Here is a 26,448-nt window from a genome sequence, read left to right as displayed (position 1 = left end):
AATCGAAAAATTTATTATAATGAAAAATGGGAACAACAAAAAGCATACACAAAACAGCAGCTTTCAGAAAAAGAAACCGGTAAAATCTATGGCAAACGAAAAATAGATGTAGAACCAGTCTTCGGATTTTTGAAGGCTAATTTGCGTTTCACTCGTATGTCAGTAAGAGGCAAGAAGAAAGTGGAAAATGAATTAGGATTTGCATTCATGGCGGTGAACTTGAGAAAGTACACGGCTAAGCATGCGCATGGTGCAACAAATCCTGAAAATAATCCAACAAAAAAAGATTCCGACCATCTTCCTAAGATGATCGGAATCTTTTTCGTTATTTTGGCTAGTTATGTCCCAGCCTCTTTTTCTTCTGTTATTAGGGGTAAGACTCTTCAAATGCATCAATAATTTTCTGAACTAATGGATGACGTACAACATCAGCTTGTTGTAAGTAAATAAAGGAAATGCCTTTTACTCCACTTAATCTTGATTCGACAGCCTTTAATCCAGATTGTACGCCACGTGGTAAATCAACTTGTGTAATATCACCCGTTACAACCATTTTTGAACCGAACCCTAGTCTTGTCAGGAACATTTTCATTTGAGCATGTGTCGTGTTTTGCGCTTCATCTAAAATAACAAATGCATCATCTAACGTTCTACCCCGCATATAGGCTAAAGGAGCAATCTCAATGGTACCTCGTTCAATTAGTCGAACTGTATGTTCAGTTCCTAATACATCGTGTAATGAATCATATAACGGCCTTAGATAAGGATCAACTTTCTCTTTTAAGTCACCAGGTAAAAACCCTAAGCTTTCACCGGCTTCTACTGCAGGACGAGATAGAATAATTCGCTTAACTAAACCACTTTTTAATGCTTGAACAGCCATTACTACTGCTAGATATGTTTTACCAGTACCAGCAGGACCAATTCCAAAAACTAAATCATCTGCTTTTAATGCATTTACATAATTTCGTTGTCCTAAAGTTTTAACGCGAATTGACTTTCCTTTGGCGTTCTTCGTAATTTCGTCTTCAAATAAAGTTTCAAATTGGTCAATTTTACCTTTTTTTGCTAATTCAACTGCATACACAACATCTCGTTCAGAAATGGATAATCCTTTTCTGATTACTTTTAATAATGCATCAAGTATCTCTTGAATTAGCGCAATTTCTTCTTGTTCACCCGAAACCCGTACTTTTTCACCTCTGGTAATAATAGATACTTGTAATTGGTTTTCAATTTGAATTAAATGCTTATCCTCAGCACCGAATAAACTTAGTGCTTCGTTTGGATCTTTAATTTCTAAATCGATCAAGTGTAACGCTTCTGGCATAAGTTAATCTCCTTGAGATAGGTCTTGTATTTTTGCTATATTTTCTTTAACAGTAAAGTATAGCTCTAATTTTACTTTACCATTCTCGGAAGCTTCATGCAAAATTTTTTCATTTGTTATTTCTGCAGCTTGTCCCAATGTTTCTTGTAAGTCAATTTTGGCTTGTCTAATCCCCAACTCTTTCGCTTCTTTTTCTGATCTTTTTTCTACCACTTCTTCAAGTTCATATACTTCCTTTTTGTAAAAATATATTGGTAATTCCCATTGAAAAAAGTAAATAGAATTTTGCTCTTCTTCAATTCGTGAGGACTGATATTCCTCTTGGAAAAACCCCCAGATTGGAACCTTCTGATTATTTCCACCCAAATAATATTTATTATTCACTTCACCTGTTATTGCTTGGTAGGTGACTTCCATTGGCACTGAGATAGTGGATTCATACCATGTATTCGCATAGATTTCTGCTTCTGCTGCAATTTGATATTCGCCTTCCTCCTTCTCATTTTCTTCTCCCTTCTCTTCATCGATAGCATCTGCGGTTTTCAAGTCTCCTGCTACTAATATTTCTCCTTTTTCAACAAAATCATTTATCTTTACAAGCGGTTTTCCTTTTGAAACATACATATCTACAATTACACCACTTTTATTCGCTACAATATTACTAGGACTTTTCACTTCTTGTTCAGATATAGTGGTTTTCTCAACACCCTCTAACGTATAGGTTGTCCCTTTTTCTTTGACACCAACCCATAATAGTTCTGGATTATTGTCTAGAACCAATCGTTGCAATTTACTTGGTGATTCAACTGAGAATTTTAATACACCTGGATAAACGCCGTTTGCCCTTAGCGAGGTTCTAATTTGTTTTTCTACCTCAGGCCTTACACCATCAATCTCAATTTTCCATACCATATTAGATAAAAAAAACACAAAAAGAACACTTAAAACGATACCAAACATAAGTGCCTTTCTTTTTTTAAACTTCTTCCAAGTGAATGGAAGACCTGTTCTTTTTTTAAACTGTATTTTGTAACGTGTTTTTTTCCTTATTTTCTTTATTTTCAAAAGATCTTTCACAAATATGTTTGCAACACATGTTTGTTTATCAATCTTATGTATATCCCAGACATAAATTTCATTTCTGGCACATAGATCCAAAAAAAGCTCTGGTCGACTCCCAATTACATGTATAGTTAAATACCCTCGAATCCAAGTACCTTGTTCCTGTTTCATTTTTTCTCCTCCCTCATTAGAAAAGTACTATCATACAACACATACTTTTAATTAATAGTTTCGTTTTTATGTTCTAGAAACATAATGGTATCAATCGTACCTTCTATTAAGATTTCTTCAGGTAGTAGTGTTTTAATCACAAGCTTATTCCCAGTTATTTTTAACGCCCCTTTTTTCAACTTCAGTTGTAATTCTTGATCAGTAAAGACAATTAATCCTCGATGATTTTCTATATAAGCATGGAATTGGCCGATTGTTGTAATTCTTGGTAACTCCAATACAACATCAGAAGGTAGTTGCAGATGATTACTTAACCAATTTCCAACACGTTTCTGCCACTCATTCATCAAAACACCCTCCTCCTCTATCAATATATGAAGGTACAAATCATATAAGAACAAAGAAAAGCCTCACCTTTTTACAGGTGAAGCTTTTCTTCTTTATAGTATGATTCACTTTTGATTTCGCACGTAAGATTTAGTTTGATACGGCTTTTTAGATCTTGGTGCACCAAGAACTTCTGCCATAACAACACTTTCAGCTAAACCTTCTCTTGATATATTTCTTCTTAAAGAAATTTTCGTCGTTCTGTTTTTCTTTGTTGTAATTTTCTTATCTAATCTCACTACTTCTTGTAAAGGATTATCACTAATAGCTCCATCTTTGTTATACAAATTCGGATCAACAGCTAAGTTAGACTTTAACTTTTCTAGCTGTTCTTGCTTCTTATTAGAATAATCCTCCATAGCAGTAGTTTGTTTATTTGAAGTTTGACGTTCTTCGTTACGCTCAATCGGTTTCACAGTTTCTGTTCTTCTAACAGGTTTATTCTCTTCCTCTTCCTTGTCTTTTCCAAATAAACTTATTAGACCTCCACCAATTGCAAATAACATCATAAGAAAGGGTAAAATGCCATCCATAAGACCTCTCCTTTCAAGATAAATATTTATTCATCTTCTGAATCGGAATCATCCTTCGATAATTTCCCAATAGAATCACGCATATCTGTATCCGCGTCTATATTTTTGTAATTCATATAATCCATTACACCCATATTTCCAGAACGTAATGCTTCTGCTAATGCACGTGGTACATCTGCTTCCGCTTCCACAACTTTTGCACGCATCTCTTGAACACGAGCCAACATTTCTTGTTCTTCTGCAACAGCCATTGCACGACGTTCTTCCGCTTTAGCCTGTGCAATATTTTTATCTGCTTCGGCTTGATCTGTTTGCAACATCGCACCAATGTTTTTACCAATATCAATATCTGCTATATCAATGGATAATATTTCAAATGCTGTACCTGCATCTAGACCTTTTGATAGAACATTTTGTGAGATTGAATCCGGGTTTTCTAGAACTTTACTATGGCTCGCTGAACTACCAATTGTACTTACAATTCCCTCGCCTACACGCGCAATAATTGTCTCTTCACCAGCACCACCAACAAGTCGATCAATGTTAGCTCTTACGGTAATTCTTGCTTTGGCTTTTACTTCAATACCATCCATGGAAATACCGGCAATAAAAGGTGTCTCAATTACTTTTGGATTTACACTCATTTGAACTGCTTCTAATACATCACGACCAGCCAAATCAATTGCAGCAGCACGTTCAAACTCAAGTGGTATATTTGCTCGTTGTGCAGCAATAAGTGCATTAACTACTCGATCCACATTACCACCAGCTAAATAATGACTTTCTAATTGATTCGTATTGACAGCCAGACCCGCTTTATGTGCTTTAATTAACGGGTTAATGACGCGGGCTGGTACTACTCGACGTAGACGCATACCTATTAGTGTGAAAATATTAACTTTAACACCAGCTGCTAATGCACTTACCCATAACATTACTGGAATAAATGTAAAAAGAATCGCAACTGCAATAACAATAATTCCAATAATGATTAGTGGGACAAAGTCACCCACTGCATCAAAGTTAGTGCTTCCTAAGATAAACATATAATCTTCCTCCTACTATTTAGTAAATTAAACTTGTCGAACCACAATTCTTGAACCTTCTGATGTAACTACTTTTACCTTTTGCTGACTTTCAATATAGCCACCTTCTGATACAACATCTATTCGTTCATTACCAATAAGTGCTGTACCTGCAGGCCGAAGAGGTGTCACCGTTGTACCTTCCATGCCAATTAATTCTAGTTTATTAACTGAAGATACATAACCCTTTTCAGTAGTAGTTGCATCATTTAATATTATCTTTCTTAAAAAACCCTTCTCTAAACCAATCGTTTTAATCAATACAATTGCAGTAATAATTGCAACTACGAATGCGATCATTATACTCATACTCATATGAACCACATTATCAGTCGACATATATAAAGAACCTACAACTGCACCAACTCCCAGAAATCCAATTATACCTCCAGGAACAAATATTTCCGCAAAAATTAACACCATACCTACTATTAATAATATGATCGCCTCATAGCCAGCAAAACCAGCCACAATGTGTCCGTAAAAAAATAATATTAGAGATGTAATACCTATCGAACCAGGTATCCCAAATCCAGGAGAGAATAACTCAACAATTAGTCCGATACTTGCAAGCGATAATAAAATAGGAACAACTGCTGAATTTGTTAGAAATCTGGCTACTCCTTCAGAAAAGGTTACTTCCATTTCGACTATTTTTGCATTTGATAAACCTAATTGACTTAAAAGCTCTGTACGATGGTTAACAACCGCTTCTGCATAACCAACTTCAACTGAATCAGAGGGACTTAAAGTTAGGTACGTGCCAGTTGGGGCGTCGTATTCTGGCAGATCAATTTCTTTGTCTGCCATAGCTTGTGCATACAGTGGATCTCTTCCTTTTGATTCTGCTGCACTAGTCATAGACTCAAACCAAGCTGACTGTGCCTTTTCTGCAGCTTCAGATCCATCAGAATTAATCACTCCACTTGCCCCCATCGTTGATTGAGGCTTCATAAAAATATTATCAGTGTTTAGAGCAATATAAGAACCTGCAGATAAAGCTTGAACTGTTATATAAGAAGTTGTCTCAATTTCTAGGTCTTGTAATAACCCACCAATATTAGTCGCAGCATCTACACGCCCGCCAGGAGTATTGAGTTCGAAAATAATATGATCAGCATCAGCTTCAGCTGCTTCTGTTGTAGTTCGACGTAAGAACGCTTCCAAACCACGTTCTACTTCCGCTTCAATTGGGATAACATAAACTAATTTTCCATCCCCATTTTCTGCTGCACTTACACCTTGTGTATGTATGGATCCAACAATAACAAACAGTAAACTAATGAGGATACTATACATAACACTTTTAACTATATTCACTTTAACCCCCCTTTCTTCACACTTATGTATACGAATTAGGCGACACTTAAGTTTCAGAAAGTGTTAAATCAATAGTTGAAATTTAATTAGACTTAAACCCTTTAATAGTCTATTTTTGAACAACCTTTACATAGTATAACATCTACAACAAAAATAATCCCCTATCACGACTAAATGATAGGGGATTATTTGCTTTATAAAATCTTCACAAAATCACAAAATGTGTAATTATGCTAAGTGTTTTTGCACTAACTTCTGGACTACTGTGCCATCTGCTTTGCCCTTTACTTTCGGCATAAGCGCACCCATCACTTTACCCATTTCTTTTTTTGAAGTAGCATTCACTTCTTCTATGGTTTGCAAAACGATTTCTTCAAGCTCTTCATTTGATAGCTGTTCAGGCATATATACTTGTAAAACATCTAATTCAACTTCTAATTTTTCTACAAGATCCATTCTTCCAGCTTCTTTAAATTCATGGAGGGAATCATTTCTTTGCTTTAACTCTCTAGATAAGATGGTTAATTCCTCTTCTTCTGTTAACGCGTCTTTTCCAAGTTTAATTGCTTCATTCTGTAAAGATGCTTTCACCATACGAATAACGCTTAGTGTTTCTTTATCTCTACTTTTCATTGCTATTTTCATATCTTGGTTGAGACGTTCTGTTAATAACATTCGTTTCTACACCCTCTTTTAAAGGAAAATCAAAAGAAAATATCTTTTTCATTCCCTACTTGCAATCAAAGATTACTTACGCTTTCTAGCCGCCTCAGATTTTTTCTTGCGACGAACACTAGGCTTCTCATAAAATTCACGCTTACGATATTCTGACATTGTACCAGATTTTGATACACTGCGTTTAAAGCGACGAAGAGCATCTTCAAGAGACTCGTTTTTACGAACGCGAGTTGTATTTGACATGCTAATTTCCCTCCCTCCGAAGCATTCAACAGTTTAATGCGACATATGTATGCACATATGCCTTACAGGTATTATAATATAAGGATTTTTCTAGGTCAACTTTTGTTTTTTAAAATAATAAATTAATTGTTATAAGCATGATCAAATAACCTTGTCCATATAGTAGATTAGAGGTGACTGTACTATGGGATTATTATCTTTATTATCCGTTTTTCTACTTTTGTTTTATATGGGCATGCGCCTATTACAAACTGGTTTAACTTTCTTTATGAGCTCAAGAATAGAAGAATGGCTTACTAAAGGTACGCAAAATGTTTTTGGAAGTATCTTAATTGGAATCATTGCCACATTTCTTCTGCAAAGTAGTTCTGTTGTATTAGTCATTACGATAAGTTTTGTAACGATTGGTGTAATAAGTTTCCGACAAACTATTGGCATAATTCTAGGTGCAAATATCGGAACGACAATGACTGGAGAAATTCTCGTCTTTGGCGACGCTTTTCCATTTTTGATTTGGCTTGTTGTTGGTTTATTCTTGCTATTATTCCCTCAAAAGAACATCTTCTATACTGGATGTATTCTTGTAGGCCTATCAACAATCTTTGTTTCTTTAGACGGATTTGAATCTTTAGCTACTTTGGTGGCTAGTAATCATCTAATATTAGCAGGACTTAGTTTAACAGAGACATCACCTAGTATTGGTATTATAATTGGAACTGTTATCAGTGGTATTATTCAATCTTCCAGCGCTACATTTGGATTAACGCTAAGTATGATGCAACAAGAACTCTTACCTCTATCTAGCGCGATTGCAATTATATTAGGATCAAACATCGGGACATGCGTGACATCATTAATTGCTACACTTGGAGCTAAAAGAGAAGCTAAACTTGTTGCCATAACACATACTGCATTTAATCTTATAACGGTTATCATTGCGATACCTTTACTACCAATTTTCAACTTAATTGCACTTCACTTAGCGAATAACAGCAGTATGCAATTAGCTCATATATCTGTCGTCTTTAATGTATTTTCAGTTCTTATTGTCCTTCCTTTTGTTCCATTATTCGAAAAGTACATTGCTAGATAAATAAAAGTTACTTAATTAAAAAAACAATAAACAGCCTGGCAATTGCCAAGCTGTTTATGTCTAACACCACATGCTTTCCAACAAGTTGTTTAGTGAACCGCTTAATTTAAGTATATATGTAGTTTTTCAGAAAAATACCACAAGCACATATTCAGCTAACTTTTAAAGGGAATCCATTTACTGATGCAGCCATATCTAAAGTAATTTAAAATACTACGTTGGATCATTCCATCAAGTTGATAGGATGAAACAAACGTATGATTAGAAGATAAGCACACAGTAAATTTCACTTCATCTTCTTAAAATTATAAGACTTACTAGTTACCAAACCCAATTGCCTGTTTCACGCTGCTAGTATTATTTCTATTCTAATTCTTCAAAATGATACGACAGACTTGCTAAAGCGTATAGAGCCGCAGTTTCTGTACGTAGTATACGAGGACCAAGTCGAATCGATTGGAAATCAGCATTTTTAAGTGCGATTATTTCATTTTCAGAAAATCCACCTTCAGGACCTATACACAACAAAACTTGTTCTGAGGGTACCATCTGTTTTAAAAAATAACTTAGCTTACTTGTAGGTATGTCTCTGGTTGTTTCTTCATAAGCTACTAGTCTATGGTCAAAACTTGCACTCATCTCAATTACATCTTGTAATGAAGCTACTTTTTCAATCTTTGGCAATAATGTGCGATGAGATTGTTCACTAGCTTCTTTAATAATTTTTTGAAAGCGTTCATTTTTTTTACTTGCTTTCTTTTCGTCCCATTTTACAATTGAACGTTCTGCTTGTAATGGAATGAATCCAGCTGCACCAAGCTCTGTACCCTTTTGTAAGATTAATTCAAACTTATCACCCTTTGGTAAGCCTTGTGCAATTGTAACACGAACGGGTAACTCAACCGTCTGTCTCTGCCACTCCACAATCTCTGTAACTATCTTATCATCGTCCATTGATTTGATCGCACATACTGCAGCTTTCCCATCAGGGTGATTACAAATTATCTTATCGCCGACTTCCATCCGCATCACACGGGTGATATGATGGATATCGTCATCTGTTATAGTGACATGCATGTCTGACCATCCAGTGGCCGATACAAAATAACGCTGCATATGACGCTCCTACTCTCTTCCTATTTCTTAGCTATAATTGAAATCCAGTCTTCCATTTGATTAATCTCAATAATTTCAAATCCAGCTTCTAGTAGGGCTTCTTTCACATCTTGTTTCTTTGCCTGAATAATTCCAGAGGTGATAAAAATACCTCCTGGCTTTAAAACTTCGTAAGCCCTTTTTTCAAAACGCATAATAATTTCCGCCAAAATATTAGATACAATAATATCCGGTTGATGCGAAACATTATCGAGTAAATTATTTTGTTTTGCTTCAATAGCATGTTCAACCTTATTAATTTTAGCATTAATGATAGCGACTTTTACTGCAACATCATCTAAATCATAGGCATATACATGCTTTGCCCCAAGTAATATCGCTGCAATGCTTAGTACACCGGAACCAGTACCCACATCTAACACAAGATCATCGTTTTTCACATATCGTTCTAATGCTTGCATACTTAGAACCGTTGTTGGATGTGTACCTGTTCCAAATGCCATTCCTGGATCTAATTCAATAATTATTTCATCAGTCGAAACGGCATGGTAATCTTCCCATGTAGGTGTTATTGTTATCTTCTCTGAAATTTTAACCGGTTTGTAATACTTCTTCCAAGCAGTTGCCCAATCTTCTTCATTCACTTCGCTCATGGTTATATGATTTGAACCTAAATCAATATCGTATGCCAATAGATTATTGATTGCTTGTTTGATTTCAGCGACAGTCTCACCTAAGAAACTATTAAAAGGAAGATAAGCTTTTAACATAACACCTTCCTGCGGAAAATCGACAGGATCAAGTTCAAACATTTCTCCTAAATCTGTATTCCGTTCCTTCATTAAATCCTCAGAATCCTCAATAACTACACCACTAGCCCCAGCTTCATGAAAAATGTTTGAAATTGGCTCGATTGCTTCATTAGTAGTATGGATACACAATTCAGACCACTTCAAAAAATCAACTCTTTTCTTGTGATTTTATTAAACATGGACAAAATATACCGAAAACATGATAAGTATTATTCGCCCTTAAACGCCCTTTTCACACGTTGAAAAAATGAGTCATCATGTTCATCTGTTGGTTGATCTCCACTTGCTTCATTTAATTCGCGCAACAGTTCTTTTTGTTGTTCACTTAAATTTGTAGGTGTAATCACACGCATCTGCACATGTTGATCTCCATGACCATATCCACGGACATTGGGCGCACCTTTACCTTTAAGACGGAATGTTTTACCTGTTTGTGTTCCAGCTGGAACTTTTAATTTAACTTTTCCATGTACAGTAGGAATTTCTATTTCATCACCAAGTGCTGCTTGAGCAAAAGTTATTGGCATTTCACAAAAAATGTGATCTCCATCTCTTTTATAGAACTCATGACTCCTAACTTGCACGACAACGTATAAATCACCTGGAGGTCCACCATTTACTCCTGGCTCACCTTGACCAGTAACGCGAATTTGTTGTCCCTCATCGATACCTCCTGGAATACTGATGTGGATTTTTTTGCGTGCTTTAACTTTTCCATTTCCACCACACGTTTTACATTTTTCGGGAATTATTTTTCCAGATCCATTACAATGATTACAAACGCGCTTATTAACAACACGGCCGAATGGTGTATTTTGTTCAACATTCAATTGTCCTGAACCATTACAATGTGAACATGTTTTCACCTTAGTACCTGGTTTAGCGCCAGTTCCTTCACACGTATCACATTCTTCTTCTCTTGGAATTTCAACATCCGTTTCTTTACCAAAAATAGCTTCTTCAAATTCCAAAATCATTGTGTATTGTAAGTCTGCACCTTGTCTTGGCGCATTGGGATCACGTCTACGTCCGCCTCCACCAAAGAACATATCAAATATATCACTAAATCCACCGAAGTCTTCTGCACCACCGCCTCCAAATCCTTGACTTTGAGGTCCTGCATGACCAAATTGATCATATTGTGCACGTTTTTGTTCGTCACTTAATACTTCATATGCTTCTTTTGCTTCTTTAAACTTATCCGAAGCACCTTCTTCTTTGTTTACATCTGGATGATAACTACGTGCTAATTTTCTATATGATTTTTTAATTTCTTCTTTTGAGGCACCTTTTGAGACGCCTAATACGTCATAATAATCTCTTTTACTCACTGACTGATCACTCTCCCGACTCTTCTTTACATAGATTTTATCATAACATTGATGCTCTTATGAGAGCAAATAGTATTCAAATGATTCATTTTATGCTATTTATATTATTTTTATATATTTGAATTTTTATCAAGTAGTAATATATAGAGGAAAAGTCAAAGTCAAGTAAAACCTGACTTTGACTTTTCCAATTTACTAACTTATTTGTTTCTTATTTGTTTTTATCTTCTTCTTCTTTATCTTCATCTTTAACTTCTTCATAGTCAGCATCTACAACATCATCATCAGAAGAACCTTCACCCTGAGCTGCTTCAGCATCTGCTTGAGCTTGCTCGTATAATTTAACAGAAAGTGCTTGAACTTGTTCCTCTAATGCATCTTTCTTCGTTTTGATTTCTTCTAGATCATCTGCTTCTAATGCCGTTTTTAACTCATCTTTGGCTGTTTCTGCCTTTTCTTTTTCTTCATCAGAAACTTTATCGCCTAGATCTTTAATTGTTTTATCTGTTTGGAATACTAGCTGGTCAGCTTCATTACGAAGTTCAACTTCTTCGCGACGTTTTTTATCTTCTTCAGCATTTTCCTCAGCATCTCTTACCATTTTTTCAACTTCTTCATCAGATAAACCTGAAGAAGATTTAATTGTAATGGATTGTTCTTTGTTTGTACCTAGATCTTTAGCACGAACGTTTACTATACCATTTGCATCAATATCAAATGATACTTCAATTTGTGGCACTCCACGTGGTGCAGGTGGAATATCTGTTAATTGAAAACGACCCAATGTTTTATTATCTCCAGCCATTTCACGCTCACCTTGAAGGACGTGAATATCTACTGCTGTTTGATTATCAGCCGCTGTTGAAAACACTTGCGAATGACTTGTAGGAATAGTGGTATTACGCTCAATTAACTTAGTCGTAACGCTACCCATTGTTTCGATACCTAATGATAAAGGTGTAACATCAAGAAGTACAACATCTTTAACATCACCTTGTAATACACCAGCTTGAATTGCGGCACCTAAAGCAACTACCTCATCGGGATTTACTCCTTTAGATGGATCTTGACCAGTTTCTTTTTTAATTGCTTCCTGTACTGCTGGAATACGAGTTGAACCACCAACTAAGATAACTTTGTTAATTTCACTAGCTTTCATTCCAGCATCTTTAAGAGCTTGTCGCGTAGGTCCCATTGTACGTTCTACAAGATCAGAAGATAAGTCATCAAATTTTGCACGAGTTAAATTCATTTCTAAGTGTAATGGTCCAGCTTCGCCTGCTGTGATAAATGGTAAGGAAATTTGTGTTTGTGCAACACCAGATAAATCCTTTTTAGCTTTTTCAGCTGCATCTTTTAAACGTTGTAAAGCCATTTTGTCTTTTGAAAGATCAATGCCATTTTCTTTTTTGAACTCTGCAACTAAGTGGTCAATGACTACTTCATCAAAATCATCTCCACCAAGACGATTATCACCAGCTGTTGCTACAACTTCAAAAGTACCTTCACCGATATCTAAGATAGATACATCAAATGTACCTCCACCTAAGTCGTATACAAGAACTGTTTGATCTTGATCAGCTTTATCAATACCATATGCTAATGCTGCAGCAGTAGGCTCATTAATAATACGTTCTACTTCAAGACCAGCTATTTTACCAGCATCTTTAGTTGCTTGACGTTCAGCATCATTAAAATATGCAGGTACAGTAATAACAGCTTTTTCTACAGTTTCTCCAAGATAATCTTCTGCATAAGACTTAATGTATTGTAAGATTATTGCTGAAATTTCTTGAGGTGTATGCTCTTTTCCTTCAACTTCAACTTTATAATCTGTTCCCATATGACGTTTAACAGATTGAATCGTGTTTGGGTTAGTAATTGCTTGTCGTTTAGCAACTTCACCTACTTGACGTTCACCATTTTTAAATGCAACAACTGATGGAGTTGTACGGTTACCCTCTGGATTCGGGATAACTTTTGCTTCTCCACCTTCCATTACTGCAACACATGAATTTGTTGTACCTAAATCAATTCCAATAATTTTTCCCATGGTTATTTCCTCCTCTAATACATATGTAATTATTGATTCACTTTTACCATTGCCGGGCGAATAACCCGATCTTTTAATTTGTATCCTTTTTGTAATTCTTCGACAACAACATTCGATTCATATTGATCATCTTCCACTTGAACAACAGCTTGATGTAAATGCGGATCAAATGTTTCTCCCTCTGTTGCAATAACTTCAGCGCCCTCTTTTTCCAAAGCATCATTTAATTGACGATAGACCATCTTGATTCCATCTACAAACTGCTTAGCAGCTTCATCATTAACTTCCATTTGTAGCGCTCTTTCAAAGTTATCTACAATCGGTAATAAGTCTGTAATCAATGATTGCGATCTATATTTACGATCCGCTTCTTTTTCCTTCTGGGTACGGCGGCGGAAGTTATCATATTCTGCTTGTACTCTTAATAACCTTTGGTAAACTTCATCCTTTTCCCTTTGTAAGACCTCAAGTTCATTAGTCTCTTCTTCGGCATCAGGTTGATTTACTTCATCAATTATTTCTTGATCAGCTTTTTCAATTACTTCATCTTCTTGTTTTTCTGCTTGTTTATTCTCTTCCATTATGGTCACCTCCTCTAATTAATTCATTTGAAAATGAAACCTTGTTGACTATATCATGAATAAACATGGAAATAAAGTTTTAGGTTTCAGCTTTAATCAACTAATATTCAATGAAGAAAAGCATTCTTCTCGATCACTTGTTAGCATTTAGTATCATCTTATTATGATAAAAAATACAGCTCACTTAAAACCAAGAATGAAATGTACTCGACATTCGACTAGATAAGCTATTTAATAGTGAAATAACACGAGAATACTCCATCCTAGTTGGTCCCAACAAGGCAATTGTTCCTATTTGTTCTCCAGCTAATGAATAAGTTGCGGTAATCAAGCTGCAATCCTGCATTTCATCCATCTTATTCTCTTGCCCAATAGAAACATGAATACCATCTTTATTGGAACGTAAAACATTTGCAATGATATCCTCCTGTTCCATTACCGAATATAAAGAGTGAATTTTATCAACATCTCTAAATTCTGGTTGCAACAAAATATTGGTAATACCACCCACATAAAGTTTAACAGGTTGTTCATCAAACAATGCTGCTCTTAAATATTGAAAAGCTGAATCGAAATCATCCATATATTTATCAAGCACATTTAGCAACTCTAACTGTAATTTCTCATAGAGATGAATAATCGGTACATTTTTTAATCTGTCATTTAAAATGTTTACCAATTTTTCTAATTCACTTGGTTTAATTTCCGTCGGTATTGTAAAAGAACGGTGCTCTACATGACCCGTGTTTGTAACTAAGATAGCAACAGCCATATTAGATGACAAATGGATAATTTGTAATTGCTTCAAGGTTGTTTCGTATACCTTGGGTCCCAGAATAATCGACGTATAATTGGTTAATTCCGAAAGCACTTTTGCTGATTTTTGTACAACCTGTTCAAATTCAACCATTTCTTCTGAAAATGCGTGAGAAATAACACTTCTGTCACTATTTGATAAATGAAAAGGCGACAATAAATGATCGACATAAAATCGATAGCCTTTTTCTGAAGGCACCCTACCAGAAGAAGAATGAGTCTTTTCAATAAAACCTAATTCTTCTAAATCCGCCATATCGTTTCGGATAGTTGCTGGACTATAGGTTATCTCTTCCATTTTTGAAATAGCTCGAGATCCGATAGGTTGTGCTGTGTGGATGAATTCATCAATAATAACTTGCAAAATTAATAATTGTCTGTTTGATAACATTGATGATCACCTCTGTTAGCACTCTTAGCACCCGAGTGCTAAATCTATTATTAAATTATCAAATGCAGGCGAAAATGTCAATATGCATGCTTATAATTTTTAAATAATAATTGCTACTTCGCAGTAAGTATTCGTTTGAATTTCTCTTGTTCTATTAAGAATTCTTGAAACACCTCATTACCAAATAATTGACCTGCTTGTGTTAACCTCACCTGGTCTCCCACTTCTTCTATCCATTTTTTCTCTTTTAATTGTTGTAACTCATCATCATATAAATCAGTTAATGCTAGATTATATTTTTCACTAAAGCCAATTTTTGATACACCAGATCGTTTACGTAATCCTAGAAACATTTCTTCTTCAATTTGTTCCTTCACTCCAATTGGTTCTCTATGAAGTACTGGAAAATCGTTCTCATTCGCTTTTTTAAAATATGCAGGAAATGGACGTAAATTAACAATTCGTTCCCCTGGTAAATACCCATGCGCACCTGCGCCAAAACCAAAATAGTAATCATTATTCCAATAGGTTAAATTATGCTTACTCTCATAGCCAGGAACGGCAAAATTACTTATTTCATATTGATTCTTTCCGTGTTTCTCCATCTGGGTAATTAAATGCTCATACATGTCCGCTTCTGTTTCTTCCGGTTGCCTTTTTAATTTCCCTTTTTTATAACGTTGATAAAAAACAGTTTTGGGTTCAATTTGCAACGAATAAGAGGAGTAATGTGGCAAATCAAAAGCTAAAGCTTCTTGTACTGTTTTTTCAAATCCTGTCATTGTTTGTGTTGGTAGACTATATATTAAATCAATACTAATGTTCGTAATACCGTGTTTTTTCAGGGCATCAACATTTTGATAAACATCTTTAATTCGATGAAGTCTCCCTAATTGTTCTAGTAGTTCATCATCAAAGACTTGTGCTCCCATCGATATTCGATTTACACCAAAGGCTTTTAACAACTTTATTTTCTCTTCGTCTAAATCACCTGGGTTTGCTTCAAACGTATATTCTTCAACACTTTCCACTTCAAAGTATTTACCAATTGATGTAAGTAATTGTTGCAATTGTTTTGTATTAAGCGCAGTTGGTGTTCCCCCACCAACGAATATTGTTTTCATCTTTTGCCTTGGTTCCTTTATATAGGCTGCCATTTCTTTATCTAATGCAATTAAATAATCATCCGCCATTTTTTCTTCATAAAAGAATTTTGTGAAGTCACAATAGTGACAGATCTTCTCACAAAATGGAATGTGGATATATACCGATGATACCATTAACTTTCTCCCCTTCTTTATTCGATGTGATAATAGTAACTAGAAACCCTTGCCACATTAATGACAAGGGTTAGTTTTAATTATCTTCATCCATCCGCAAGACAGCCATAAATGCTTCTTGTGGCACTTCAACAGAGCCAACCATTTTCATACGCTTTTTACCTTCTTTTTGTTTCTCTAACAACTTTCTTTTACGTGTTATATCTCCACCATAACATTTAGATAAGACATTTTTACGCATTGCTTTAATTGTAGATCTCGAAACAATTTTATTTCCTATTGCTGCTTGTATTGGCACTTCAAACTGCTGCCTTGGAATTAGTTTCTTTAATTTCTCAACAATTTGCTTTCCTCTATCGAAAGAGAAATCCCTGTGAACAATAAATGAAAGTGCATCAATTGTTTCACCATTTAACCAGATATCCATTTTCACAAGATTCGATACCTTATAACCAATCATCTCATAATCAAAAGAAGCATACCCTTTTGTTTGAGATTTTAAAGAATCAAAAAAGTCATAGACAATCTCGGATAAAGGGATTTCATATACCACATTAACACGATTATCATCTAAATATTGCATATCAAGAAAGTCACCACGTTTTTTCTGACACAACTCCATCACTGCTCCAACGTAGTCATTCGGTACCATTACTGTCGCCTTTACAAATGGTTCACGTATTTCCTTAACAGATTGTGGATCTGGCATAATTGATGGATTATCAATTGATGCTTCCGTATCATCTTGTAAAAGCACCTGGTAAATAACACTTGGTGCAGTTGTTATTAGATCAATATTAAACTCTCTTTCAATTCGCTCTTGGATGATTTCCATGTGTAATAAACCTAAAAAGCCAGCTCGGAATCCAAAACCTAATGCTTGAGAGGTTTCTGGATCATATTGTAATGACGAATCATTTAACTCTAATCGCTCTAACGCTTCTCTAAGATCATTATAGTTATTAGCATCTACTGGATACAATCCACAAAACACCATAGGATTTAAGCGACGATAACCAGGTAATGCAACTTCAGCTGGATTATTAGCAAGTGTTATTGTATCACCGACTTGTGAATCGCCAACGTCCTTCATTGATGCCGTTAGATAGCCAACATCACCCACTGAAAGTTCATTTTGAGAAACTGGTTTAGGTGTAAACACACCAACATCATTGACTTCAAACTCTTTTCCATTGGCCATCATTTTGATGGTGTCGCCTACTTTAACGGAACCCTCTTTGATACAAACATACGCTATAACACCCCGATAAGTATCATATAATGAGTCAAAGATTAACGCCTTTAATGGCTCATCCGCATTTCCACTTGGTGCAGGTATTTTTTCAACTATACGTTCTAATATTTCATCGATACCAATTCCTGATTTAGCACTTGCAAGTATTGCTTCATCACCGTCAATACCTATCACATCAGTGATTTCTTGTTTAACTCTTTCAGGATCAGCGCTTGGTAAATCGATTTTATTAATTACTGGAATGATCTCTAAATCATTATCTAGAGCTAAATAAACATTAGCTAATGTTTGTGCTTCAATACCTTGGGCTGCATCAACAACTAAGATTGCACCCTCACATGCTGCCAAACTTCGCGACACCTCATATGTAAAATCGACATGTCCTGGTGTGTCAATCAGATGAAATAAGTATTCATCCCCATTTTCTTGTTCATAATGTAATTGTACTGCATTTAATTTTATTGTAATTCCACGTTCACGCTCTAAATCCATTGCATCTAAAAATTGTTCTTTCATTTCACGTTGAGACAATGCTTTTGTTTTTTCTAATATTCGATCAGCTAATGTTGATTTACCGTGATCGATATGTGCAATGATTGAAAAATTTCGCACGCGTTTTTGATCTCTTGCTTTTGACAATGTACACTCACTCCTATTTTCCGGCAACAATACTAGGATTGATTATAGCAGTGATAGATAAATGATTCAATTGTTTTCATCAAACTTCTACACGAAAATGATTCATATGAAAACTTGAGAAATACTATATGCAACGTCAATTACCTGATTGTAAAACCAGACACTAGCCTTTTCTATTGACTGTGCGGCTTGATACGTCATATTAGTTGGTTGTTCTTGCTGTTTTTCAGATATGACATTCACTACATCCGTATTGTTTTCTGATGATGGAATTTCTGGTTCAGTTACAGTAGTAACTACTTCAACTTGTTTTGCTATTTCTGGTTGATTCACTATGTCCATTTGCGGCTGTTGTGCCCCTAAAATCATACCAGATAAGAAAAAAACAACCAACAATAAGAGCCCTATCAATTTACGCATCAGTTTACATTCTCCTTTACATCATAAATAGTATTAATTAGTATCTTCACTAACTTCAAGAGCATTTGCATCCCAATAATAGCTGCTAAAGACCTCTGCCAATGCATCAGCAGAGCGGTACAACTCTGTCATTGTATTATCAACGCCACCAACTTCAATCAAAATTGCATTATCCGCTAAATTTTGATTATAAACACCATTTCTTCCAGCGCCTCCTTGTTCTGTGACACCTCTACTTAATCCAGGATACTTAGCCTCTAATTGCTCGTGAAGTTTTGTTGCTAACGCTACATTTTCTTCATTTCCGCTATAATCTGAACCAATCACAAAAAAGAGTTTAGCATATGTTTCTCCGTCAATCGTTGCTGTTGTATCATCTTTCCTTCGACTATCACGATGTAAATCAAAAACATACTGAATTTGACTATTGCCTGCTAATGCTTCTTCTACAATTGGTTTAGACGCTTCATACGATTGCCAATACTCCCAACCATTTTGATTTAATACTGACATGAAGTCAGTATGATCTACTTGTGCTCCAATTCCTTTTGCCTCTAAACTTTCCGCTAAACGATCACTTACTTTTGTTATATTCACTTCATCATGAAAAGCATTATTAGGGTCATCCACACCCTCTAAATTAGGTAAAAATGATTCACGATTATGCGTGTTGTAAACGAAAACAACCTTTTCTCCTTCTGTTGTTTGTTCACTCTGCTCTTCTTCTGTTTGTTCATTTTTAGGAATTTCTTCGTCCATCGTTGCATCTCTTTCTTCTAAAACAACATCTAGCGGAGAAGAGGATTCAATTGGCAAATTAGTATAATCCGTTCCTTCAGCTGCTATAATAATTTTTCTGTCGAATGCATAAAAACCTGGTAATTCTCGGCCTAATAGACTTCTTACGTCATTTGGCTTTATATTTGTTGCTAATTCAAACATAAAATCATTCCATTGAATTGGTTCTACATCAGAGGGATAGGCATCTAAAAATTGTTGATTTTCCATCCCTAATAAATATAAAAATGTTGAACCATTTATTTGGCTTGTCCATGACGTTAAAAGTGAAGATGATAAGCGATAAGCTGGTTTTGCAGTTGTAAAAAAGCCGATTGAAACAAACAATATAATTAGGATTATCATCCAAATTGATCCATTTCTAACATACTGAACAAATGATTTACGCACGTTATTCCATTTTATTTTTATATGAGTCATAGTTCCCTCTCCTAATTCTCTATCAGGTTTACTAGATACTTATGATAGATATTAAGAGAGTAGAACCAATTTCATTTCTTTCTAACGTGTATAGGCTCCAGAATTACTGATTGTTACTGTTTGATGTAACGCTGCATTAATTCCTGATGCTAATAGATGTGCCATGTCTTTCATATAGCCGTCTACTTCCTTTGGCGTAACCATTAAGTTGTGTCCAAGTGGCGTCAATACCTCTTGAATTAAGGTGCGTTTTTCTTCTTCATTTAACCCACCAATCATGCCGAACATAGCTTTTCGTTTCTCTAGTTTTGGCATGTCCTCATCTGATAAAGTGCGTTTTCCAAAGTTCATACTTGCAGGTGTAAGACTTTTAGATGGTCTATCTTTTTCAGCCCATTCCCGGCCAAAATGTTTTAACATATAATCAATCGTATCACTCGTAATTGTTACAGCATCGACTACTGTTGGAACACCTATAGCTATAACAGGAATTCCTAATGTCTCTCTACTTAACTCTTTACGCTTATTCCCGACGCCTGAACCTGGATGTATCCCAGAGTCTGAAATTTGAATCGTTGCGTTAACACGTTCGATTGATCGTGAAGCTAATGCGTCAATTGCAATAACGAAATCCGGTTTTATTTTCTCAATGATGCCCACAATAATGTCGCTTGTTTCAATACCTGTAACTCCCATTACACCAGGAGTTAATGAAGAGACAGAGCGATAGCCTTCTGCTACTGTTTCAGGATGAAGCTTAAATAAATGACTTGTAATAAGCGATTTCTCTACCGTCATTGGTCCAAGTGCATCCGGGGTTACATTACCATTACCTAATCCTACAATTAAACAGGTCGCATCCTCTTTAAGATTCGTTTCTTCTAATAGTTTTACTAACTCTTTTGCTAGAACTTGTGCTGCTTCTTCTTGCAGATGACTATCTTGCCGTTTCACACCTTCTGTATGAATGGTAATGTAGTTTCCAACTTTTTTTTGAATTTTTTCTGCGCCTACTTTATCAATTTGAACATAAGTAACAAGTGTATCTTTTTCTTTATGTTCATTTATTACCACGCCTTCAATTTTCTTTTCTGTATCGTTTTCCTCTTCTACATACATATCCTTTGCTTCTACTGCCAAGTCTGTTCTAATAGAAGGTTTCCTATCATGAGATTGAGCCAATTTCTTCACCATCCTTTTCTATATAGACTTGCCAGACCAATTAAAAAAAATACGTATTCCTAACCTTATAGATATTTATATTGAAAAATTCGCTGTGCTTTGGTACAATGTCTCTTGTTCCATAGTAATTTATAATGGATCTCAAAACGTGGAGGTGAAATCATGGCTAATATTAAATCAGCAATTAAACGTGTACGTTTGAATAATGAAAAACGCGCGCATAATGCACCAATTAAATCTGAAATGCGCTCTAACATTAAACAAGTAGAAAACTTCGTTGCCGAAAAGAATGTAGAAAGTGCAAAAACAGCTTTACAACGTGCAATTAAAAAAATTGACAAAGCAGTTCAAAAGGGCATTGTCCATAAAAATAATGGTAATCGTCAAAAATCACGCCTTACTAAAAAAGTAAATGAGCTTAGTGCTTAATTACTTTTTATGACCAACGAAAAAAAGCGACCCTTTTAAAAGAAGGATCGCTTTTTTAATTACTATATTTTTTATGCCAACTTTTGTTGAATTAATTGGTAAAGTAATAGTTCAAACGCTAATGGTTTATCAATCTTACCTTGCTTGATCTGTGCATCTGTTGTTGCACAAGCATCTATTATGAACTCCAACCTTTTTTGCGTGAATTTCTTTTCTCTTTCCATCGACATTTTTACTACATAAGGATGCACTTTTAAGTATTGTGCCATTTGTTTTTGACCGTAGCCTTTTTGCACTAAAACTTTGACATGATAAAGTGTTCGAAACTGAGACGCTAATAAAGCGACTAGCGCAATAACTTCCTCATTCATTCTTTCTAAATCTTTATAAATCTGAATCGCTTTATTTAGATCTTTAGCGATTACTGCGTCAACTAATTTTAATCCAGATGTGTTTGCTTGATGTGCTACTAAATCTTCTGCAATAGAAGCAGTTACTGTCCCATTCGTACCTACATACGTCGCTAATTTCTCTAATTCCTTTTGTAACATTAGTAGGTTAGTTCCAGTTTCTCGAACAATTAATTCATAAACTGGCTTTTCTAATTTAACTTGGAGCGTTTTAGCCATATGATCAATCCATCGGTCCACATTCCAAGCTTTTATTTCTTCACAATCAACCATTGTAGCTTGTTTCTTTAACAATTTTATTAATTTTTTCCGCTCATCTAACTTTTCATATGGAGCAATTAAGACAAGTGTGGAATAATCTACCGGTTGCTCAATATAGTTTTGTAAGCTTTCTAAATTATGATCTACATTAGATTTATCCTGCTTAGCAGTTAAAAATAATGGGTTATAAGCAAAAATTATTTTTCTTCCGCCAAAAAATGGGTATGTTTCTGCATCCATTACAACCTCTTGAATTGTTGTTTCTTCTAAGTCGTAACGAATAATATTTGATTCTTTATCTTCAGGTGCCAAACCAGTAAAGATCAACTGCTTATTAATAGCTTCAATTAAGAATGATTCTGTGCCATATAAAACATATAAAGACTGTAATTCTTGATTTTTTATTGTTTCAATTGCTTTAAAATAATCCACTTTTTTCACTCCGATAGTTCTACATTGATATATATATCCTAAAGTGAATAGCTAAAGAAAACAAGCGGTAATTTCAAAAAAAGGAGGAAGCGATGAATATCACTTCCTCCGCAATCTATATGAACGTTTTAATAACAGTCCTAGGTAGCTGGCATTAAAACGATGTTTTCAATTATAGATTGACCCAAGGATTAAAAAATAGGCATGTAAACTGTTGCTAACAAAGGAAATTGCCCTAAAGTAAACTGGTAGCAATTAGATTATTATGATTTATACATAACAAAAACGCTTAAGCTCTACTTTTTCTAAAATAAATCATGAAGTAACCGTTTCTATTTGTTTGAACCTAAGATATATTATGGTAAGAATGATGAAAATGTTCCTTGATCTCCAGTATTTTTATACGTATATTGTATCGCTCCTTGTTTATCGGTTCGGTATATGATGATGTTCTCTTTTGATAAGCGTTCGATAACATCTTGATCTGGATGATTATATTGATTATTTTCACCAACGGAGATTAATGCAATTTGAGGACGAAATGCTTGTAAAAAGCTAGAAGAAGTAGAAGAATGACTACCGTGATGCGCAACCTTTAGAACATCCACTTTTATATTGGGATAATTTTTCACAAGTATTTGTTCTACATCTGCACTAATATCTCCTGTGAAAAGCCACATTAAAGATCCAATTTTAGACGCTATAACTAGCGAATTGTCATTTTCCGCTTCTTGATTCACTTCTGGATGCATCACATAAAATTGTTGTTGATCAATCATAAAGTGCTCATCTTTTTTTAGATAATCCCAGTTAATTTCTTCTTTTTTTATTACATTAGCTAACTCCTGAGGTGGGGTAAAATAAGTACTTGTTACTATACGTTGGACAGGAAATTCCTCTAATAAGAAAGGTAAACTTCCTATATGATCATGGTCAGCATGTGATAGTACAACTAAATCAATATTCCCAATACCTCTACTGTACAAATATGGTTTTATTACTTGTTGATAAGTCCGATCAGATGGGGTTTTAAAATCACTTTCCATCGTTCCTGCAGCATCGATAACAATGACACCTTTTCGATAAGGTAGTTCTATAATAATCGAATCCCCTTGACCTACATCAAGCATTGTGATTGTTCCATTTCCGTTAATATATGGACGACAAGCGATCCAAAAAACTAAACCAATTAATACTAATCCGTTTAAAATAGCCATTCTTTTCTTTTTATCATCTAGTGCAATGAATAAGAAAAACAAACATAAATAATATGGAATATAGTAATATATAGGGAATTCACCGATTATCCATGGATAATACCATTTTTGATCAATCCATTCTATTATGGATAAAGCAGGTTGATGAAGATGAATAAAAGTGCTATCGATTAACGTAGTCAAAAACGGAAAGAAATAAATGGAAAGAAGCATGAGGAACAAAACAGGCATAACTATAATAGAAAAGTAAGGTACGACTATAGTATTTAGTATCAGTGATAATGGATTCAAAAAATAAAAATGGGCTATTTGAATAGGTAAAACACTAACTAAGCTAATAAAACTTATTCGAAATATAAGATTTAATTTTCCGCTACTTCTGGTTATAAAATGTTTAGACAACAAAATGGATAAGGTTACAAGAAAAGAAAATTGAAAACCTAATTGGTAAATGATTTGTTTATCAAATAAAACACAAATAAAGAAAACTATACTTAGACTATCAATCATTCCTAAGTTTATTTTATTTTTCATCATAATAAATCCTAATATCGTCATCCATGCAGCTCGCCATACAGATGGAGCCCCTCCACTAATAAACGGATAAACCATCAACAATGCAAGTAATAGATAAAATGCTTTCTCTTTCGTAACCATACCAGTCTTAATTAAGATAAAATAAACAAAGCTACTAATTAATCCTACATGTAAGCCAGATATAGCTAGCAGGTGGGACAACCCCCATCGTTCGAATACATTGATGGCCTTTTCGTCAATCAATGCGTCTCGGCCTAATAATAGCGCTTGGAGCCACCCACTCGCAAAACTACTTATTTCCCTTTCAATTTTAACTATGATATTTTTCCGCAAAGTGAAAAGCTCATTTTCAAATGAAGAGCCAGTACATTTTAGATCGCTTTGCTCGATCGTTATGAGATAGGTTATTTTTTGTTTAAAAAGGTATTCTTGATAATTAAATTGACCTGGATTTTTGCTGACTGGAGGTATTTCTGGTGATCCTTGTAACTGACATGTGGCACCTGTTTTCCAAGTTGTAGAGGAGGATAGATCCTCTTCATTTTTAAAGTTAGTGACAAGAAGATCTTGATTTGTTATAGCATCATGAAAGACAAATGAGGTTTTTAACGGAGTAGAGTCTATCTCTGAGGTGATGGTTCCCATGAAATCCTGAACTTCACCATCTAATATTTTATTTTGATTCGATGGATAATAGTAAAAAGAGAAAATGAAACATGTACTACACATGATCATAATATCCACAATTCTTATCCGTTTGTTCTTGAATAGTAGGTATAACCAAAGAAAAAATATACCATAAAGGAATAACAATCGCAGTGTGATTGCAATTATTCCAATAATAGCACTAACTGCAATCAGATGCCATTTTCCACGCACAATTGGCTCTCCTCTTTTCTATTTTTAATTAATTTTCAGGTATTAAGTCGATTGAAACTTGTTCTAATACGACTTTTTCAACATGAACCCCTGCTTCACGAAAGAGATCAATTGCATATGGGTGATTTTTATAATCTGTTGCATAATAAACAGACTTAATACCACCTTGAATAATAGACTTACAACATTGTAAACAAGGAAAATGCGTTACATACATTTCTGCTCCATCTGTTGCTACGCCAAATTTTGCGCACTGTAATAATCCATTTATCTCTGCATGAATCGTACGCACGCAATGTCCGTCAATCACATAACAGCCTTCATCAATACAATGCGTACTACCGGAAACACTTCCGTTATATCCGCCTGCAATAATTCGTTTATCACGAACAATCGTTGCTCCTACCATTAATCTCTCACACGTACTACGCAAAGCAATTAAATGACTTTGCGCCATAAAATACTGATCCCATGAAATTCTTTCCATTCATACATACCTCACTTACTTTTTTCTAAAGTTTATCCAACAAATGAACATTCGTCAATGACTTATGGAATTTGTATGAATTCCGCAAGATTCTCAATTGTTTTAGTTCCAATTCCAGTTATACCTTCTAAATCCTGAATCGATGTGAATGGGCCATTTTCTTCTCGATACTGCAAAATGGCATCAGCCTTAACTCCACCAATGCCTGGTAGGGTTTCTATTTCTTCTTTAGTGGCTGTATTAAGGGGAATTTTAGATGTAGTTGTTTCATTTGTGGTTGTTTGTAAGGTTTGTATCTCTTCCCCAATTTTCGGGACAATTATCACCATTTCATCTACTACTTTTTGGGCTAAGTTTACTTGCTCTAGATTGGCTTGATCAGTAAACCCACCTGCCATTTCAATTACTTCTTTCACACGTTTCTCTCCAGTAATTTCATACATATCAGGTTTCATCACTTCACCTTTCACATCTACAAACTGCTTGACTGGCTCTGTTGTATGCTCTATGGGATTAACTATTTCTTCCTCTAACTCCATTTCTGGTTCTGTCTGACTAACATTCGAACGAATAGTCGTATTAGTCATCTGACTAGAATTGATTAATTCCCATAATCCAAATGCTATTATACCAATAACGACACTAGCGATTAGCCAATTGTTTTTTAACCAATAAAACATTTCCAAACTCCTCTCTTTTGCATAAGGTATGGAAAGGAAAAAGCACATGGGAAATTCAAAAATAAATAGGTAGGCATATATTTTTCAAAAAACGAACACTTCTTATTTCGACAAAAGATT

The 26,448-nt window shown here is 34.9% G+C and carries 25 protein-coding genes and 1 pseudogene; 3 read left to right on the top strand and 23 right to left on the bottom strand.

The features are described 5' to 3' along the window. On the top strand, positions 1 to 399 hold a 399-nt coding region (locus D2K62_RS19185; RefSeq protein WP_232828018.1), incomplete at its 5' end, for a transposase. Here D2K62_RS19185 and D2K62_RS13100 read toward each other — a convergent pair. From D2K62_RS13100 to rpsU, 8 genes are all read right to left on the bottom strand, one after another. Then, the gene (locus D2K62_RS13100) at positions 368 to 1,330 is read right to left on the bottom strand and encodes a PhoH family protein (protein ID WP_117161594.1); all 963 of its coding nucleotides are present in this window, start codon (positions 1,328 to 1,330) and stop codon (positions 368 to 370) included. The genes D2K62_RS19185 and D2K62_RS13100 overlap by 32 nt on opposite strands. Positions 1,331 to 1,333: 3 nt before the next feature. Further along, positions 1,334 to 2,563, bottom strand: a complete 1,230-nt coding sequence (gene yqfD / locus D2K62_RS13095; protein WP_117161593.1) for a sporulation protein YqfD — start codon at positions 2,561 to 2,563, stop codon at positions 1,334 to 1,336. A gap of 47 nt (positions 2,564 to 2,610) precedes the next feature. Next, positions 2,611 to 2,910 (bottom strand): sporulation protein YqfC, encoded by a 300-nt coding sequence (yqfC, locus tag D2K62_RS13090; protein WP_369974651.1) that lies wholly within the window; start codon positions 2,908 to 2,910, stop codon positions 2,611 to 2,613. A gap of 105 nt (positions 2,911 to 3,015) precedes the next feature. Beyond that, a complete protein-coding gene (locus D2K62_RS13085; protein WP_112181351.1) occupies positions 3,016 to 3,483 on the bottom strand; it encodes a hypothetical protein in 468 nt (155 codons plus the stop codon). Between the two features lie 26 nt (positions 3,484 to 3,509). After that, entirely contained in the window at positions 3,510 to 4,529 is a 1,020-nt protein-coding gene (gene floA, locus D2K62_RS13080) for a flotillin-like protein FloA (protein ID WP_112181352.1), read from the bottom strand. Between the two features lie 27 nt (positions 4,530 to 4,556). After that, positions 4,557 to 5,867, bottom strand: a complete 1,311-nt coding sequence (locus D2K62_RS13075) for an NfeD family protein (protein ID WP_112182735.1) — start codon at positions 5,865 to 5,867, stop codon at positions 4,557 to 4,559. A 249-nt stretch (positions 5,868 to 6,116) separates the two neighbouring features. After that, positions 6,117 to 6,563, bottom strand: coding sequence for a GatB/YqeY domain-containing protein (locus tag D2K62_RS13070; protein WP_112181353.1), 447 nt, complete (start codon positions 6,561 to 6,563; stop codon positions 6,117 to 6,119). Between the two features lie 72 nt (positions 6,564 to 6,635). Next, complete coding sequence (gene rpsU, locus D2K62_RS13065; protein WP_062319095.1) at positions 6,636 to 6,809, bottom strand: 30S ribosomal protein S21; 174 nt, start codon at positions 6,807 to 6,809, stop codon at positions 6,636 to 6,638. Between the two features lie 184 nt (positions 6,810 to 6,993). On the opposite strand from rpsU, the gene D2K62_RS13060 reads away from it, so the two are divergent. Beyond that, positions 6,994 to 7,902, top strand: a complete 909-nt coding sequence (locus tag D2K62_RS13060; RefSeq protein ID WP_112181354.1) for a Na/Pi symporter — start codon at positions 6,994 to 6,996, stop codon at positions 7,900 to 7,902. Positions 7,903 to 8,265: 363 nt separating this feature from the next. Here D2K62_RS13060 and D2K62_RS13055 read toward each other — a convergent pair whose 3' ends face one another. The 11 genes from D2K62_RS13055 to gpr form a co-directional block, all read right to left on the bottom strand. Further along, positions 8,266 to 9,018, bottom strand: coding sequence for a 16S rRNA (uracil(1498)-N(3))-methyltransferase (locus D2K62_RS13055; protein WP_117161592.1), 753 nt, complete (start codon positions 9,016 to 9,018; stop codon positions 8,266 to 8,268). A 20-nt stretch (positions 9,019 to 9,038) separates the two neighbouring features. Continuing rightward, positions 9,039 to 9,974 carry a 50S ribosomal protein L11 methyltransferase gene (prmA, locus tag D2K62_RS13050; protein WP_117161591.1) on the bottom strand — a complete coding sequence of 312 codons (936 nt, stop codon included), beginning with the start codon at positions 9,972 to 9,974 and terminating at the stop codon, positions 9,039 to 9,041. Positions 9,975 to 10,039: 65 nt separating this feature from the next. Next, entirely contained in the window at positions 10,040 to 11,161 is a 1,122-nt protein-coding gene (gene dnaJ, locus D2K62_RS13045) for a molecular chaperone DnaJ (protein ID WP_112181357.1), read from the bottom strand. 211 nt (positions 11,162 to 11,372) lie between these two features. After that, complete coding sequence (gene dnaK, locus D2K62_RS13040) at positions 11,373 to 13,214, bottom strand: molecular chaperone DnaK (protein ID WP_112181358.1); 1,842 nt, start codon at positions 13,212 to 13,214, stop codon at positions 11,373 to 11,375. 29 nt (positions 13,215 to 13,243) lie between these two features. Then, the gene (gene grpE / locus D2K62_RS13035) at positions 13,244 to 13,795 is read right to left on the bottom strand and encodes a nucleotide exchange factor GrpE (RefSeq protein WP_112181359.1); all 552 of its coding nucleotides are present in this window, start codon (positions 13,793 to 13,795) and stop codon (positions 13,244 to 13,246) included. Positions 13,796 to 13,979: 184 nt separating this feature from the next. Next, positions 13,980 to 15,002 carry a heat-inducible transcriptional repressor HrcA gene (gene hrcA, locus D2K62_RS13030; protein ID WP_112181360.1) on the bottom strand — a complete coding sequence of 341 codons (1,023 nt, stop codon included), beginning with the start codon at positions 15,000 to 15,002 and terminating at the stop codon, positions 13,980 to 13,982. Positions 15,003 to 15,115: 113 nt separating this feature from the next. Beyond that, on the bottom strand, positions 15,116 to 16,282 hold the full coding sequence (hemW, locus tag D2K62_RS13025) for a radical SAM family heme chaperone HemW (RefSeq protein ID WP_112181361.1): 1,167 nt from the start codon (positions 16,280 to 16,282) through the stop codon (positions 15,116 to 15,118). 76 nt (positions 16,283 to 16,358) lie between these two features. Beyond that, positions 16,359 to 18,176 (bottom strand): translation elongation factor 4, encoded by a 1,818-nt coding sequence (gene lepA, locus D2K62_RS13020; RefSeq protein WP_117161590.1) that lies wholly within the window; start codon positions 18,174 to 18,176, stop codon positions 16,359 to 16,361. Positions 18,177 to 18,278: 102 nt separating this feature from the next. Beyond that, positions 18,279 to 18,596 carry a hypothetical protein gene (locus D2K62_RS13015; protein WP_117161589.1) on the bottom strand — a complete coding sequence of 106 codons (318 nt, stop codon included), beginning with the start codon at positions 18,594 to 18,596 and terminating at the stop codon, positions 18,279 to 18,281. 33 nt (positions 18,597 to 18,629) lie between these two features. After that, on the bottom strand, positions 18,630 to 19,814 hold the full coding sequence (spoIIP, locus tag D2K62_RS13010; protein ID WP_117161588.1) for a stage II sporulation protein P: 1,185 nt from the start codon (positions 19,812 to 19,814) through the stop codon (positions 18,630 to 18,632). 81 nt (positions 19,815 to 19,895) lie between these two features. Then, positions 19,896 to 21,008, bottom strand: coding sequence for a GPR endopeptidase (gpr, locus tag D2K62_RS13005; protein WP_112181411.1), 1,113 nt, complete (start codon positions 21,006 to 21,008; stop codon positions 19,896 to 19,898). Positions 21,009 to 21,158: 150 nt separating this feature from the next. On the opposite strand from gpr, the gene rpsT reads away from it, so the two are divergent. Then, positions 21,159 to 21,425: a 30S ribosomal protein S20 gene (gene rpsT, locus D2K62_RS13000; protein ID WP_112181412.1), complete on the top strand. Its 267-nt coding sequence runs from the start codon at positions 21,159 to 21,161 to the stop codon at positions 21,423 to 21,425. 71 nt (positions 21,426 to 21,496) lie between these two features. Here the strand turns inward: rpsT and holA are convergent, their stop codons facing one another. The 4 genes and pseudogenes from holA to D2K62_RS12980 all read right to left on the bottom strand — a co-directional run bounded on the left by holA (position 21,497) and on the right by D2K62_RS12980 (position 26,328). After that, positions 21,497 to 22,528, bottom strand: a complete 1,032-nt coding sequence (gene holA / locus D2K62_RS12995) for a DNA polymerase III subunit delta (protein ID WP_112181413.1) — start codon at positions 22,526 to 22,528, stop codon at positions 21,497 to 21,499. Between the two features lie 356 nt (positions 22,529 to 22,884). Beyond that, positions 22,885 to 25,161 (bottom strand): DNA internalization-related competence protein ComEC/Rec2, encoded by a 2,277-nt coding sequence (locus D2K62_RS12990; protein WP_157967890.1) that lies wholly within the window; start codon positions 25,159 to 25,161, stop codon positions 22,885 to 22,887. A gap of 43 nt (positions 25,162 to 25,204) precedes the next feature. Next, a pseudogene (locus tag D2K62_RS12985) lies at positions 25,205 to 25,648 on the bottom strand (ComE operon protein 2); the annotation flags it as partial. Positions 25,649 to 25,710: 62 nt separating this feature from the next. Next, positions 25,711 to 26,328 carry a helix-hairpin-helix domain-containing protein gene (locus tag D2K62_RS12980; RefSeq protein WP_112181416.1) on the bottom strand — a complete coding sequence of 206 codons (618 nt, stop codon included), beginning with the start codon at positions 26,326 to 26,328 and terminating at the stop codon, positions 25,711 to 25,713. Positions 26,329 to 26,448 lie beyond the last annotated feature (120 nt).

This window comes from Paraliobacillus sp. X-1268, assembly GCF_003426095.1.
GTDB lineage: Bacteria > Bacillota > Bacilli > Bacillales > Amphibacillaceae > Paraliobacillus_A > Paraliobacillus_A zengyii.
The sequence above is the reverse complement of the archived record's forward strand: the minus strand, read 5'-3'. Positions and strand labels throughout refer to the sequence as shown.

Coding starts and splice junctions, on each gene's coding strand:
- D2K62_RS13100 (WP_117161594.1), bottom strand. CDS start 1,330: ATGCCAGAAGCGTTACACTTGATCGATTTAGAAATTAAAGATCCAAAC.
- yqfD (WP_117161593.1), bottom strand. CDS start 2,563: ATGAAACAGGAACAAGGTACTTGGATTCGAGGGTATTTAACTATACAT.
- yqfC (WP_369974651.1), bottom strand. CDS start 2,910: ATGAATGAGTGGCAGAAACGTGTTGGAAATTGGTTAAGTAATCATCTG.
- D2K62_RS13085 (WP_112181351.1), bottom strand. CDS start 3,483: ATGGATGGCATTTTACCCTTTCTTATGATGTTATTTGCAATTGGTGGA.
- floA (WP_112181352.1), bottom strand. CDS start 4,529: ATGTTTATCTTAGGAAGCACTAACTTTGATGCAGTGGGTGACTTTGTC.
- D2K62_RS13075 (WP_112182735.1), bottom strand. CDS start 5,867: ATGTATAGTATCCTCATTAGTTTACTGTTTGTTATTGTTGGATCCATA.
- D2K62_RS13070 (WP_112181353.1), bottom strand. CDS start 6,563: ATGTTATTAACAGAACGTCTCAACCAAGATATGAAAATAGCAATGAAA.
- rpsU (WP_062319095.1), bottom strand. CDS start 6,809: ATGTCAAATACAACTCGCGTTCGTAAAAACGAGTCTCTTGAAGATGCT.
- D2K62_RS13060 (WP_112181354.1), top strand. CDS start 6,994: ATGGGATTATTATCTTTATTATCCGTTTTTCTACTTTTGTTTTATATG.
- D2K62_RS13055 (WP_117161592.1), bottom strand. CDS start 9,018: ATGCAGCGTTATTTTGTATCGGCCACTGGATGGTCAGACATGCATGTC.
- dnaK (WP_112181358.1), bottom strand. CDS start 13,214: ATGGGAAAAATTATTGGAATTGATTTAGGTACAACAAATTCATGTGTT.
- grpE (WP_112181359.1), bottom strand. CDS start 13,795: ATGGAAGAGAATAAACAAGCAGAAAAACAAGAAGATGAAGTAATTGAA.
- hrcA (WP_112181360.1), bottom strand. CDS start 15,002: ATGTTATCAAACAGACAATTATTAATTTTGCAAGTTATTATTGATGAA.
- hemW (WP_112181361.1), bottom strand. CDS start 16,282: ATGGTATCATCGGTATATATCCACATTCCATTTTGTGAGAAGATCTGT.
- D2K62_RS13015 (WP_117161589.1), bottom strand. CDS start 18,596: ATGCGTAAATTGATAGGGCTCTTATTGTTGGTTGTTTTTTTCTTATCT.
- spoIIP (WP_117161588.1), bottom strand. CDS start 19,814: ATGACTCATATAAAAATAAAATGGAATAACGTGCGTAAATCATTTGTT.
- gpr (WP_112181411.1), bottom strand. CDS start 21,008: ATGGTGAAGAAATTGGCTCAATCTCATGATAGGAAACCTTCTATTAGA.
- rpsT (WP_112181412.1), top strand. CDS start 21,159: ATGGCTAATATTAAATCAGCAATTAAACGTGTACGTTTGAATAATGAA.
- D2K62_RS12980 (WP_112181416.1), bottom strand. CDS start 26,328: ATGTTTTATTGGTTAAAAAACAATTGGCTAATCGCTAGTGTCGTTATT.